Annotated in this window: 15 protein-coding genes; 4 read left to right on the top strand and 11 right to left on the bottom strand. The window is 40.5% G+C overall.

All coding sequences use genetic code 11. The annotated features are described in order from the left end of the window. Positions 1-84: 84 nt before the first annotated feature. Genes QWZ01_RS11625 through QWZ01_RS11610 form a run of 4 tightly spaced genes read right to left on the bottom strand, consistent with a single transcriptional unit; the run spans position 85 to position 2,029 of the window. The gene (locus tag QWZ01_RS11625) at positions 85-567 is read right to left on the bottom strand and encodes a dihydrofolate reductase (RefSeq protein ID WP_290323497.1); all 483 of its coding nucleotides are present in this window, start codon (positions 565-567) and stop codon (positions 85-87) included. A 26-nt stretch (positions 568-593) separates the two neighbouring features. Continuing rightward, positions 594-974: a type II toxin-antitoxin system death-on-curing family toxin gene (locus QWZ01_RS11620; protein WP_290323496.1), complete on the bottom strand. Its 381-nt coding sequence runs from the start codon at positions 972-974 to the stop codon at positions 594-596. Beyond that, on the bottom strand, positions 971-1,159 hold the full coding sequence (locus tag QWZ01_RS11615) for a hypothetical protein (RefSeq protein WP_290323495.1): 189 nt from the start codon (positions 1,157-1,159) through the stop codon (positions 971-973). The genes QWZ01_RS11620 and QWZ01_RS11615 overlap by 4 nt, the downstream gene beginning before the upstream one ends. A gap of 48 nt (positions 1,160-1,207) precedes the next feature. Beyond that, complete coding sequence (locus tag QWZ01_RS11610) at positions 1,208-2,029, bottom strand: thymidylate synthase (protein WP_290323494.1); 822 nt, start codon at positions 2,027-2,029, stop codon at positions 1,208-1,210. A 173-nt stretch (positions 2,030-2,202) separates the two neighbouring features. Between QWZ01_RS11610 and ispE the strand changes: the two genes are divergently transcribed. Continuing rightward, entirely contained in the window at positions 2,203-3,009 is an 807-nt protein-coding gene (gene ispE / locus QWZ01_RS11605) for a 4-(cytidine 5'-diphospho)-2-C-methyl-D-erythritol kinase (RefSeq protein WP_290323493.1), read from the top strand. A gap of 338 nt (positions 3,010-3,347) precedes the next feature. On the opposite strand, the gene QWZ01_RS11600 is transcribed toward ispE, so the two are convergent. The 5 genes from QWZ01_RS11600 to tgt form a co-directional block, all read right to left on the bottom strand. Beyond that, on the bottom strand, positions 3,348-4,133 hold the full coding sequence (locus tag QWZ01_RS11600; RefSeq protein WP_290323492.1) for an NAD(P)-dependent oxidoreductase: 786 nt from the start codon (positions 4,131-4,133) through the stop codon (positions 3,348-3,350). A gap of 15 nt (positions 4,134-4,148) precedes the next feature. Then, complete coding sequence (locus QWZ01_RS11595) at positions 4,149-4,427, bottom strand: LapA family protein (protein ID WP_290323491.1); 279 nt, start codon at positions 4,425-4,427, stop codon at positions 4,149-4,151. 1,024 nt (positions 4,428-5,451) lie between these two features. Continuing rightward, positions 5,452-6,357: a DMT family transporter gene (locus tag QWZ01_RS11590; RefSeq protein WP_290323490.1), complete on the bottom strand. Its 906-nt coding sequence runs from the start codon at positions 6,355-6,357 to the stop codon at positions 5,452-5,454. Continuing rightward, positions 6,357-7,460 (bottom strand): LptF/LptG family permease, encoded by a 1,104-nt coding sequence (locus tag QWZ01_RS11585; RefSeq protein ID WP_290323489.1) that lies wholly within the window; start codon positions 7,458-7,460, stop codon positions 6,357-6,359. Before QWZ01_RS11585 ends, QWZ01_RS11590 begins: the two co-directional genes overlap by 1 nt. Before the next feature lie 85 nt (positions 7,461-7,545). Beyond that, the gene (tgt, locus tag QWZ01_RS11580; RefSeq protein ID WP_290323488.1) at positions 7,546-8,676 is read right to left on the bottom strand and encodes a tRNA guanosine(34) transglycosylase Tgt; all 1,131 of its coding nucleotides are present in this window, start codon (positions 8,674-8,676) and stop codon (positions 7,546-7,548) included. A 409-nt stretch (positions 8,677-9,085) separates the two neighbouring features. On the opposite strand from tgt, the gene QWZ01_RS11575 reads away from it, so the two are divergent. From QWZ01_RS11575 to rsmG, 3 genes are read left to right on the top strand one after another with little or no spacing between them, the layout of a single operon-like run. Continuing rightward, on the top strand, positions 9,086-10,204 hold the full coding sequence (locus QWZ01_RS11575; protein WP_290323487.1) for a glycosyltransferase: 1,119 nt from the start codon (positions 9,086-9,088) through the stop codon (positions 10,202-10,204). Then, positions 10,195-10,800 carry an RNA polymerase sigma factor gene (locus QWZ01_RS11570; protein WP_290323486.1) on the top strand — a complete coding sequence of 202 codons (606 nt, stop codon included), beginning with the start codon at positions 10,195-10,197 and terminating at the stop codon, positions 10,798-10,800. Before QWZ01_RS11575 ends, QWZ01_RS11570 begins: the two co-directional genes overlap by 10 nt. Next, a complete protein-coding gene (rsmG, locus tag QWZ01_RS11565) occupies positions 10,790-11,416 on the top strand; it encodes a 16S rRNA (guanine(527)-N(7))-methyltransferase RsmG (RefSeq protein WP_290323485.1) in 627 nt (208 codons plus the stop codon). Before QWZ01_RS11570 ends, rsmG begins: the two co-directional genes overlap by 11 nt. Positions 11,417-11,510: 94 nt before the next feature. Here rsmG and QWZ01_RS11560 read toward each other — a convergent pair whose 3' ends face one another. After that, on the bottom strand, positions 11,511-13,220 hold the full coding sequence (locus QWZ01_RS11560) for a M56 family metallopeptidase (RefSeq protein ID WP_290323484.1): 1,710 nt from the start codon (positions 13,218-13,220) through the stop codon (positions 11,511-11,513). Beyond that, on the bottom strand, positions 13,217-13,594 hold the full coding sequence (locus QWZ01_RS11555) for a BlaI/MecI/CopY family transcriptional regulator (RefSeq protein WP_290323483.1): 378 nt from the start codon (positions 13,592-13,594) through the stop codon (positions 13,217-13,219). Before QWZ01_RS11555 ends, QWZ01_RS11560 begins: the two co-directional genes overlap by 4 nt. Positions 13,595-13,716: the final 122 nt, after the last annotated feature.

Here is a 13,716-nt window from a genome sequence, read left to right as displayed (position 1 = left end):
AGCTTTTTTTCAATAAGACGGCAAATCTAATAAAATTTCGCAACCCTGAAATTTTAAATTAAAACAATTTGATGACAGAAAATGTTACCGCCGCTGTAGTGTGATGAATGAATAGGTGTACTTGTTTTTTTCGTCGGGTTCAAAGTCTTCGCGCTCCGTCTCTTTCCAGTCTTGGTCATTTAATTCCGGGAAAAACGTATCACCATCAAAATCATGATCAATAATGGTGAGGTAAATACGATCGGTAAGCGGAAGGGCCTGTTTGTAGATCTCGGCACCGCCAACAATAAACACCTCTTCCTCATTTGCACAAAGGGCCAAAGCAGCCTCAACAGAACTCACCACTTCGCAGCCCTCAATGCTGATAGCCTGCCGGGTTATAATAATGTTGCGGCGTTTGGGCAAGGGCTTGCCAACAGAATCATAAGTTTTACGCCCCATGATAACGGTGTGCCCGGTAGTAACATCTTTAAAATGCTTCAGATCTTTCGGCAAATGCCAAAGTAGCTTATTGTTTTTGCCTATAGCATTGTTTTTGGCTATGGCTACTATGATAGATACGGTCATTTAATTGTTCATTCGTTTGAAAGTAATCATTTTGATTGTGTAGTGTGTTCAACTAACCACAACTTTATACCATCAAAAGTTAGTTCTCCCTTGCTGGCCGCTATTGTCATGCTATATTTTTCGTCTTCAGTCGCAATAATATCAATTTCAAATTCAAGAAGCGTTAAACGTAATAGGGTGTAAGCTGTTCTTTTATTTCCATCAAGAAATGGGTGATTAATTATAATGCTTTCAAAAATGGCAGTGGCCTTATCAGTTGCATCCGGGTATAGATCCTGTCCATCAAAGGTTGCGTTTGGTCTGGCTATAGCAGCTTCTAATCCGCCCTGATCTCTTATGCCTTTAACACCTCCAAATTTTTCGATTAAAATATTGTGTATTATTAGCGTTGTTTTTAAATCGATCATTGAGCAAGCCTTTGTAATAAGCTTTTATCCTCCAATAATATTTTTTTAAAATTATTGGTGAGTTTGATTTGCTCGGGTGTTTGTGTTTGAAGTTCTTTTACAAAATCTAAAATATCTTGTAATACAGTTTCGGGTACCTGGTCAAGTGCCTTTTGTATTTCATTTTTTATTTGAACCGATGTCATGCTCAAATTTACAATTTTTTTAATAGAAATGCCATTGAATTGATAAGCCTACACCGCAACAATACCCTTGATGTGCGGATGCGGATCATAGTTCTCCAAAGTGAAATCTTCAAATTTAAAACCGAAAATATCTTTTACCTCCGGGTTGATCCTCATGGTAGGCAGCGGGCGCGGTTCGCGGCTCAATTGCAGGTGGGCCTGCTCCATATGGTTGTTGTATAGGTGAGCATCGCCAAAAGTGTGGATGAAGTCGCCGTAGTCCAGATCACACACTTGGGCTACCATCATGGTGAGCAGAGCGTAGGATGCAATGTTGAAGGGCACGCCCAAAAATATATCTGCACTGCGCTGATACAACTGACATGACAACTTTCCCCTGGTTTCGCCTTTTTCCTTGTTGGCCGGATCCACGTAAAATTGAAACAAGCTATGGCAGGGTGGCAGGGCCATCTGGTTTACCTCGGCAACGTTCCATGCCGATACGATCATGCGGCGGGAGTCGGGATTATTTTTGATCTGGTTAACCACCTGGGCTATCTGGTCAATGTGGCCGCCATCGGGAGTTGGCCATGATCGCCACTGAACACCGTACACCGGCCCAAGGTTGCCATCGGCATCGGCCCACTCATCCCAAATGCGTACACCGTTTTCCTGCAGGTAGCGAATATTGCTGTCGCCGCTCAAAAACCAGATGAGTTCATGGATGATAGATTTCAGGTGCAGCTTTTTGGTGGTCACCATCGGGAAACCATCTTTAAGGTTGAAACGCATCTGGTAGCCAAACACACTTACGGTACCGGTTCCGGTTCTGTCGTGCTTTTGCGCGCCGGTTTCCAATACATGCCTCATCAAATCGAGATACTGTTTCATTTTTTTGTTTTTTGAATAGTGAGTTGTTGTTGAATAGCCGGATAATATGCTCAGGGTTTGAAATCCCTAATGAACCGATGTACCAACGAACAATTTCGGGACAAAGAAAAATAATCTACTTTTGGTATCCTACGGTTGTTTAAAAATAGATGCCGTGTTAATTACTTCTTTATATGATTTTGTTTCCGAACGCAAAAATAAACATTGGCCTCAACATTACCGAACGCCGGCCCGACGGTTATCATAATCTGGAAACCATTTTTTATCCCATCAACATCAAAGATGCTCTTGAGGTAGTAGCGGGCGAAGAGCTGAGTTTTACATCATCAGGTTTGGACATTCCCGGCAGGGTAGAAGATAACCTTTGCATCAAAGGTTACCACATGCTCAAAAAAGACTATCCGCATTTGCCGCCGGTGAAAATTCACCTGCACAAAAATATTCCGATAGGCGCGGGACTGGGCGGTGGTTCGGCCGATGCCGCTTTTTTTATCAAGCTCATGAATCAGCAGTTTAAGCTCGGGCTGTCTGTTGATGACATGACCAACTACGCCCGCAAGCTTGGTGCCGATTGTGCTTTCTTCATTGAGAGTAAACCTGTGTTTGCTTTTGAAAAGGGCGATGAGTTTGAAACCATCCGGCTCGACCTCTCCAAATACAAAATTGTTTTGGTAATGCCCGATGTTCACATTTCAACCGCCGAAGCTTTTGGCGGCATCAAACCTGCCATGCCTAAAGACTCGCTGCTGGAGCTGATTGCAGAACCTATTACCGAGTGGAGAAAGTTGATCAAAAACGATTTTGAAAATACCATCTTCAAAAATCATGTAGAGATACGGGGCGTTAAAGCATCGCTCTATGAAGCCGGTGCAATTTACGCCAGTATGAGCGGGAGCGGGGCATCAGTGTTCGGCATATTTGAGCAAACCCCCGACCTGAGTTTTCTGGAAGCGGAGAACGAAGTTTTTTACGATGTATAATTGATTTGGGATTTATTTTGATTTGTGATTTCGGATGTGCTATTTCGGATTTTGTAATTCGCTTCTCAGGACATCGCTTCGCGTAGTTTCAATAGGCTTACGAAGTTTTTAAAAATTCGTAAGCCTCCTTTGTAATAATTCACTTCTTAGCTGATCATTGTGAACGATGGAAATTGTAAAACTCCCAAATCAAATAAATCCGAAATCGCACATCCGAAATTCCAAATAAAAAAATCACACTCCCGCGTCTTCACTTACTCCGCGGGTAATGGCTTCCACCCAATCCGTCTCTCCCCATCCTTTTGCAACGGCGCTTAATAAGCGGCTGTGTACGGCGTTTACAAGCGGCATGGGAGTGTGTTGCTTGTCTGCGATAGTTTAAACGCAAGGCGCGCGTCCTTATAGCCTAATTCCGACTTGAATCTTACCGGCTCGTATTCCTTGTTTGCAATGAGCTTACCATAGTTTTGAAATATGGGCGCGTTGAATAAGGTAGAGCCAAAAAACTCGGCCACCTGTGCGCGGTTCAGTCCGCTCTTCTCGGCAAGGGTGTAAGCCTCGGCCATCATCTCCATGGAAGCCATGATCATAAAGTTGCCGGCAATTTTTATCACGTTGGCACCGCCCGGAGTTTCGCCAAAATCTATGATGCCCTGACCAAGTTTATCCAGCACCGGTTTGGCAATTTCCTTTGCCTGCTGCTTGCCCGATACACATACCCAAAGCTTACGAGCCTCGGCCGCATCTGGTCGGCCAAACACTGGTGCTGCCAGGTAAAAGTTCCCTGCTTGTTCATGGAGCAGGGTAAGATGTTCGGCAGTTTGAGGCAGGATACTGCTCATGGAAATGTGCACAGCATTTGGCTGTAGCGTTTTTAAAATTCCGTGATCAGCTACAGCCGATTCTCGCAAGGCCTCATCATCGGCAAGCATGGTGATCACAATGGGTACACCAGAGGCAGCCTGGGCAGGGGTTTGGCACCTGGTGATTTTGGTCTGGTCGAGCTCGTTGGCTTTGGAGATGGTGCGGTTGTAAACCTGTAAATGGTAACCCGCGCTGATGAGGTTTTTGGCCATCGGGATACCCATGTTTCCGAGGCCTATAAATCCAATTTTATTTTCCATGGTGTTTAGATAGTGTTAGCTGATGTAATCGCGGTCTTCGTCGCTTAGTGTATTAGGGCCTTCCTTTTTGCGGATGTTGTCATGGTAGCCCTCAATATCAAATTTTGCTTTCTTGGGCCGGCCAACCATGATGCCCAAAATAAATGCTACCACCGCTACGGTTGCCATCATGCCCAGTTTTGAAACATAAAAGTTGGCGAATAAAAAAGAGAACGGAACCTTGTCTGTGTTTTGTGCGAAGGCCGCGGTGAGTAAAATAGTGACCACTATTATAACGATTGTTTTAATGCTCATGGCGATTTGGTTTTACAGTTAATACAATATGCGGTTTTTAAATGTTTATAAAAAATCAACTTCAATTACGGCTCTCAAAATCCGACATGAAAATAGGGGTAGGGGTTATGAAATCTAATGGCGAAAAACTAAAGCAACTCTTCAAAAAATTACCGGGTTGGTTTTATAATTCTTCAGGAAATTTTGTGCGACAGGAAAATTCCGGTCTCTGAATTTTAACCAGCCGGGGCAGGTAGCTGTTCGTGTTTTTTTAATATCAAATGATTGCGGCAAAGAACAGGCCACCTCTCCTTTTTTTGATGATGACCCGGATGTTTTTTTGAAGTTTAGAGATGCGGAATTTCTCTGACGAGAGTGATGGATTTTTACGCTGCTTAATCTTTTTGTATACAACCGGGGTTGCTGATGCAATTTTATTTAATTCCTGATTTTGATGTTTGAAACACTAAGATTAGATTTTTTTGTTCTGCTTGCTATCTGTATTATATAGTTATATAACTTAATTTATATGGCTGATTAACAAATTTATAAATGTTAAAATTTAAGTTATATTTTTAATTGCTAATATTTTTAGTTTTTTGTGTTTTGAGTTAGCTTTCTTTTGTTTAATTTTTACTTTTAATAAAGTTTATAAATATCTGATTTTTAAATTTATATTTTATTTATATAAATTCAATTTTTGATTTTAATATGGCGAATTAATTAGTTAAAAATGCTCGTAATAACTTGGGTAAGCTTACTTTGAATTTTTTGATTAAATGCACTAACTAAAAACTGAATTTTGCCACTATTGAACTAAGATTGAAAAGAATGAGGTAGATGACGCTGAAAAATAATAATGCCTCAGAGAGCTTAAAAATGCCTCTTTATGGTATAGCTATTTACCCTCCTACCCGGGTGGTAGAGCGATGCAAATAGCCAATAATTGCTATTGAGTCAGATAAGAAACGTGTAGGAAAATATGCAGTTGTTGTCCGGGAAAAGAGGACGCGAAGAAGTCAGTAAAAACAAAAAGAGCCAAGGTTTAAACCCTGGCTCTTCTTTTTGTAATTTGTTTTTGAGCTACCGGATAAAGGAAAATTGTTGACAAAATGAGGACCGCGCCGACCCAAAAACCGGTCGTCATTTTGTTCATATCGCCAAAGAAAATAAAGGACATCAGGATGCCATAAACCGGTTCAAGGTTGGTGACAAGTGCTACCTTAAAGGCAGAAAGTTCACGCATTACAGACACGCCGGCAACGTAAGCAAGCGATGTGCAGATGGTGCCTAACAGTACCAGGTACATAATATCGTGCCCCTTTAAAATTAGCGAACTGTTGAAGCCGCCACTAAATAAAAGGTACAATGATATCCAGAAAAAGGCTCCGCTCAACTCATAAAATGCAATGGTTGGTGCCTCATGTTTCTTCACAAATTTTGAGTTGATGATGGAAAAAAGGCTTGCACATACTGCGCAAACTAAGCCTGCAATGATCCCCTTAGTGTATCGGGTTTCAAATTTAAATATCAGCACAATGCCAATGATGATTAACAATCCGGCCAGAATTTCGAGTTTGGAGATCTTCACTTTATTAATCAAAGGTTCCAGAACTGCCGTAAATAATGTGATGCTGGAGATGCAAACAAGGGCCACCGGAACGGTAGATAATTTGATGGAAGCAAAGAAAAGAACCCAGTGAGCACCTACTAAACCGCCTGTAAAAACCATCTGAAAGAACGTTTTTTTATCAATTTTTATCTCGGTTTTATTGAATTTGAAGTACAAAAACAACGAAATAAAGGCAATTAAAACGCGATACCATACCAATTGTACGGCAGAAATGGTGATTAATTGGCCTAAAATTCCGGTAAATCCCCATATAAAAACTGTAAAATGAAGGATAATAATGTTCTTATTTGGGCTTTCCGAACGTTTTTTTTGGGTCATTATTTAGGTGCTTTTAAGAGTAAATAGTAGCCCAGCAGGCCGAACATTGCGTTAGGGATCATCACCGTGAACAAGGGAGGAACGCCTCCTTTTATAGAAAACACGATGGCGAATTTCTCCAAAATGATGTACGCAAAACACAATAAAATTCCAATTCCGAGAGGTAATCCAACGCCGCCGCGAACCTTTCGTGACGATAATGCTACGCCTAAAACGGTTAAAACGTAGGCCGATAAAGGGTATATAAACCGGTGATATTTCTCAAAATAAAGGTTGTTTAAAACCTCCGGACGGCGCAATTTTTCCTTGTCAATATTCTTGTTCAACTCCTTTAATGACATGGCCGCATACACATTATCGTACACAATAAAGTCGGTTGGGTGCATATCAAGCACGGTATCTTTTTGAGGTACATTGGCCAGATATTTCTCTCTGAGCCCGTTTACATACTTAACATTAAAGTTTTTTAACGACCAAACACGCTTCACAGAGTCGTAATTTATGGTGCTTGCGGTCAATTTTTCACGCAGCGTGTCACCGTTAAACTTTTCCATAATGAATTGATAGCCAGTATGGTTGGTTTGATCGTAATTTTCCAGGTAAACATAGGTATGTTTGTCTATTTGCATGTGCACCTGACTCTTTGTAGGGTCGTTATCGGTAATTCCGTTAGCGTTTTCAAAGTCGTTTTTAAGGTGATTGGTATACGGAATAAGGTATACGTTGGCAAAAAACGACACTATAAATATGATGGTAGACGCTATAAAATAGGGTCTTAAAAAGCGGTTAAAGCTGGCCTTTCCACTCAAAATTGGTACAATTTCAGTTTGGTTTGCCATCTTAGCTGTGAACAATATTACCGCCAAAAAGTTAATTAGCGGCGATAGCATATTTAGATAAAAGGGTATAAAACCGGCATAATACTGAAACACGATATCGTGAAATGTAGCGTGTTTATTCAGGAAATTATCCAGCTTTTCCGACACATCAAACACCACGGATACCACTATGAAAACACCCATGGTAAACACAAAAGTGCCCAGGTATTTGCCAATAATAAACCTGTCAATAACCTTCAGGTAACGGTGTAAATAGGCCTTCATCCGTCAGATTATTTTTGTTTTTATGTAGTTAAAAATACCGTAAAAGGTATGTTTAGTATCCCTCATTTTTTGTATTTATGTTGAGTTATAACCGCTCGCCAAGGCGCTTAACCATCATGTTTTTCCAGTTATAAAACTCGCCGGCAATGATCTTTTCACGGGCTTCTTTAACCAGCCACAGGTAAAAATGCAGGTTGTGCAGGGTGGCAATTTGTGCTCCCAGCATCTCGCCCGAATGTATTAAATGGCGCAAATAAGCCTTGGTATAAACCCTATCGGCAAATAAATCACTGTCATCCTCAATGGCCGAAAAGTCGTTTTTCCACTTCTCGTTCTTGATATTGATGATGCCGTTTTTGGTAAAAAGCATGCCATTCCGGGCGTTACGGGTTGGCATAACGCAGTCAAACATGTCAATTCCTAAGGCTATATTTTCCAGTATATTAATAGGTGTACCTACACCCATTAAATAACGTGGTTTTTGCTGTGGTAATATATTGCATACAATTTCTGTCATGGCATACATCTCTTCGGCCGGTTCACCTACGGATAATCCACCTATCGCATTGCCCTCTCGCTCGTACGAAGCGATAACTTCGGCCGATTTTTCACGCAAATCTTTATATACCGAACCCTGTACAATAGGGAACAAAGTTTGGTTATAACCATACTTAGGCTGGGTGCTGTCAAAGCGATCGCAGCAGCGTTTTAGCCATCGGTGAGTCATGTCAATTGAGCGGCGGGCGTAGTGATAATCGCACGGATAAGGGGTGCATTCATCAAAAGCCATGATGATATCTGCACCAATTACACGCTGAATATCCATCACATTTTCGGGTGTGAAAAGGTGTTTTGAGCCGTCAATATGGGAGCGAAAGGTTACGCCTTCCTCCTTAATTTTGCGTACTTCGGTTAAAGAATATACCTGGTAACCCCCGCTATCTGTTAAAATAGGGCCGTCCCAGCCGTTAAATTTATGCAATCCACCAGCCTGTTCAAGCGTATTTAAGCCTGGCCTCAGGTATAAATGATACGTATTTCCTAAGATTATCTGGGCTTCAATATCATCTTTAAGCTCGCGCTGGTGTACTGCTTTTACGGTGCCGGCAGTACCTACCGGCATAAAAATAGGTGTTTGTATAGTACCGTGGTCGGTGGTTATTTCACCTGCCCGGGCTTTTGAAAGCGGGTCTTGTGCTGTTAAATTAAATTTCATTTTAAGATTGCAAAATTAACAAATAAAGCGGGTTTGCTTAAATGGTTGACAATGAAATATTCAACAGGCGAAATGGCAGGTACTCATCCCAATATCGCTACACTCGTCAATCCTCTCTTCGGCTTTGCCAGAAAGAGTGGAAGAACATAATAAGTTTTATTTGTATACATTATATATAGGTAAAAAGTCTCTCTTTACGGCGAAGCCGGAGCGAAGGATGGTAAGCGCAGCGAAGCCAGAATGAGTATAATATTTAGCTTTACATCCTATAAGCAATCAAATTGGTATGCGTTATTCATAAAATGTGGAGAAAAACCTCGAGGTGTGGGCAATAATCCTTAAATAAAGCGGTTTGTGCCACAGTTAATTCGGACGATTTTTAACAAATTTGCCTGATTATTATAGCTCATTGGAAACTTACTTACACATCGCGCTTTTTATTCTTTTTCAACTATGCTTTATCATTCAGTTATATTACCTGATAGGTGTACACAGTCGTTTAACCAGGTATAAACCAACTGAGCAATTACCTGAGGTGCTGATACCTGTGTCTGTAATTATCAGTGCCCGCAACGAGGCTAAAAATCTGCAGGAAAATCTGCCCGCCATATTACAGCAAAACTACACGGATTTTGAAGTGGTAGTGATCAACGATTGCTCGTACGATACCTCAGATATTGTTCTGGAAGATATGCAGCGTGAATACCCACACTTAAAAGTAGTTACCATAACTGAGCACGACCGCTTTAAAACCGGGAAAAAATTTGCACTTACATTGGGTATAAAAGCAGCCAAAAACGAGTATTTGCTGTTTACCGATGCCGATTGCAAGCCTGCATCTGAGCATTGGATAACCCTTATGGCCGCTAACTTTAGCAGCAGCGCCCAGATAATTTTGGGCTATTCACCTTATTATAAAACCCGTAATTTCCTGAATCCTTTTATCCGTTTTGAAACCATAAAAACGGCAATAAGCTACCTTTCAAGCGCACTTGGGGGCAACCCATATATGGGTATAGGCCGTAATCTGGCTTACACCAAAAGTTTGTTTTTTAGCCAAAAAGGCTTCGCATCGCACATGCATGTTATATCCGGAGATGATGATTTGTTTGTAAACCAGCACGCCACATCTGGCAATACGGCTATAGAGATACATCCCGATGCGTTTATGTACACCAGTGCTAAAACTACCATAACATCATGGTACAGGCAAAAAAAACGACACATGGGAGTAGGCAAGCTGTATAAAAATAAGCACAGGCGAATGTTGAGTTTTGATGCCATAAGCGGCTCGTTATTTTATATTTTACTTATATTATGCTTTATTTTTAAGTATGAGCCTTTACTGGCATTAGGTTTGTTCGTTTTCAGACTAATATTACAGCTAATTATATATGTCAAAATATTTAAAAAATTAAGCGGTAAAGACCTAATTTGGTACTTGCCAATTTTTGATATTATATACTATATGTACTTGAATGTTTTTGGGCTGATCGGGACATTTTTAAAAACTACCCAATGGAAATAAACGTCAATTTCACCGACAACGCGAAGAACGATTTTCACCTGGTTGTACGCGCTCGCGAAGGGGATCAAAAAGCTTATGCCGATTTGATGCACCGGTACAAGGATTCAATTTATTTTATGGTTTTAAAAATGGTAAACAACAAAGAGGATGCCATGGATCTTACGGTTGAAACCTTTGCTAAAGCCTTTGAAAAACTGGATAAATACCAGCCCGACTATGCATTTAGTACCTGGCTGTTTAGGGTAGCCACCAATAATTGTATTGATTTTATACGTAAAAAGAAGCTCAATACCCAGTCGATCCATAGCATGACCGATGAAGATGGCGACGAAAAACCGCTGCAAATAAAGGCCGATGTTTTAAATCCCGAGGAAACATCTATTAAAAAACAGCAAACTCAAGAGCTTAAATTGCTCATAGAAAGTTTGCCCCACAGGTACCGCAACCTGATCACACTGCGTTATTTTGACGAACTATCTTACGAAGAAATAGCACAGCAACTTGACCTGCCTTTAGGTACAGTTAAGGCACAATTATTTAGGGCCAGGTACTTGCTTGGCAACATTATTAATCGTTTTAACAGGGATGACATCTGATATTATACTTAAATATTTTCCTGATTTAACCGAGAAGCAACGGGCTCAAATTGAGCAATTGCCAGAGCTGTACAACCTTTGGAACAGCCAAATCAATGTAATATCACGTAAAGATATCGACCTTTTATATGAGCGCCATGTGCTGCACTCGGTTGGTATTGCCAAGGTAATGCCCTTTTTACCGGGCGAAAGTGTACTGGATGTGGGTACCGGTGGTGGTTTTCCGGGTATTCCGCTGGCTATTTTATTTCCTGAAACTAATTTTTATTTAGTTGATTCTATTGGGAAAAAGATTAAAGTAGTACAGGAAGTTGCCAAAGGTTTGGGAATAACCAACGTAAGGGCGGCCCATTTACGTGCCGAACAGGTAAACGAAAAATTTGATTTTGTGGTGTCGAGAGCTGTTACACAGCTTAGAGATTTTTATCCCTGGGTACGCGGAAAGTTTAATAAAGAGTCGAAAAATACCTTGCCTAATGGTATTTTATACCTCAAAGGAGGCGATCTGGAACAGGAAATAAGTGAGTCGGGCTTAAAGGTAAAACAGTATTACCTTAAAGAATATTTTACCGAGGAGTTTTTTGAAACCAAGCAGGTGATATACGTAAAAGGGTAGAAGCGAGAATACGAAGGGGCCTTACACGGGAAAATGCCGAAGCGGTTTTAGCCGTTCAGCAATTTGTTTAACAGGTTAAAATACCGGATTACACCTATTTTGTATCGGCGTACCCTGCTATAATAACTTCGTTTAGCATTTGCCGCGATCCTGATTCAACCTTAATATCATTTGATTTATCAATTGACTGCGCCTGATAATTGGGTGCCTTACCTACTTGGTTATTGTTTTGATCTACAAGGGTATAGGTAACGGGAATCAAGTAATTGCCTTTTAAATTCAGCGAAGTGCCATTATAATTTTTAATAACCCTCAAAACTTCATTATCCATAACATTATCAAGCCCTCTTACAATTTTTGCATCTTCAATTTTGCCCTTATTGATGTTAAATGATGCAATTATTTTTCCTGCAACATGATTATCTCTGGCAACTGTGGGATACCTTACATGTTTTGCTACATAAGAATAAAAATCATCAAGCGGGTCTTTAGGTGGTGGCGGAGGAGGAGGCATTTTTTGTTCAGTTGCATCCTTAGCTGGCTCAGCTGGTTCTTGAGGTGGCGGTGGCGGCTGTAAAAGCTTTACATCAGTTACCCTTACATCCCTTTTTACCTTAAGTGCTGATTTAGAGCTTTTAGGCGGAACTGGCGGCGGCGGAGGCGGCATGTTCCCTATTTTGGAAGGAGGTGCCGGAACATCCATTTTATCCGGGAAAGTATAGCCGTATTTGTCACGAAGCAGCTTTATGTCTTCTGCAGAAGCTGTGCTTTTACGATAGCTTTTCTTATTGCCTTGTTTATCGGTAATAGTTACCTCAAAATCAGTCCTGTTATTAACTACAGAGCCTGTTTCATCAATTTTAACACCGTTTTTGGTATCGGTACTCTTTGACCAAACCTTTGAAGTATCAACAAGTTTCTGCGGCGAAAGGTCTATCAGCGCATAGTTTTTGCTGAAACCCAGGGTGGAGGCACAAAGGGCCGCCACGCAAATGGGCACAGCTACGAGGTATTTTAGCCTGGCTAAATTCCCCGAACGTTTTTGGTTTAACATAATGATCCTCTTTTTTAATAAGTTATAATTGAAAAATGAATGCGTTACGGAAGAGCCGTTAAGCCCATAGGCATTGTTAACCAGGAACGATGAATAAGCCAAAACATCATTTCCGTGAGCCGCGGTTTGTTCATCGGCAATGTATTCGTGTATGGTTTTAAGGCTATTTTGCAGCAGGTAAACACAGGGATTAAACCAATTTACGATCTTGAGTATCTCCAGAAAGATAATATCAGCAGAGTGTTTCTGCCTGATATGCACCAATTCGTGCCTGATGATCATGTCATTTACTGCCGTGTTTGAACCAATAAACAGGTAGTTGAAAAATGAAAATGCGGTATTTGAATCGTTGATATTGATCATTTTATACCTGTTATCAACTATGATATTGGCCTTTTTGGCCATTTTTATAAGCCGGGTCAGCTTATATATTAATACTATGGTTAATATCAATCCACCCAGTAAATAGCAATAAAAAAGTATTTCGTTAAAGTTTATCATTCTGATTGATAGGTTGTTAACGGGACGTGTGCCTGCGCGTTTTATAGTTACATGAACAGCCATGCCGCCTCCTGCCGGTTTTAGTGCGCCAATTTGAATTATTGGTAGTATAAACGCTATGATACAGCTCATTAGCAGGTATACTCGGTTTAAAGTATAGTGTGTTTCCTTGTTTAAAAACAGGCAGTACCCGGCGTAAAATACGGCGAGATAGATGTTTGCTTCGAGCAGATAGTGGAGCCAGTTCATGATTTTTTGCTTTTAAGTTCATCAATCAAGGAGGTTAATTCGTCCAGTTCTTGTACGCCAAGCTTCTTTTCGTCAACAATAAATGACACCAAACTTTGGTACGAATTGCTGAAATAGTTCTTCATCATCTTATCAAAAGTGAACTTTTTGTATTCATCATCCGTGATGATGGGGTAATAAACATGCGAGTTTCCGTATGCTTTATGGTCAATAAAACCCTTGCCTTCCAATACCCGAACCACTGTTGACACCGTATTATAGGCAGGTTTAGGGTCGGGGATTTGTTCAATAATATCCTTTACAATGGCTTCTTTTAACTGCCAAAGTATTTGCATGATCTGCTCTTCGGCCTTGGTTAGTTCTTTAATTTTCATAGCAAACTATTTTTATAGTTGGGTTAATTAAAGTTATAAACTATTTATATAGTTTGCAAACTATTTTTGTAGTTTTTATTTTGTGCTAATATTTTTAGATTTTTTTTCTATTTTTAAATGCA

Origin of the sequence: Mucilaginibacter aquaedulcis, from assembly GCF_030409325.1 — a bacterium.
Taxonomy (GTDB): Bacteria; Bacteroidota; Bacteroidia; order Sphingobacteriales; family Sphingobacteriaceae; genus Mucilaginibacter; species Mucilaginibacter aquaedulcis.
Note: the sequence above shows the minus strand (reverse complement) of the source record. Positions and strands in the feature narration are given on the sequence as shown.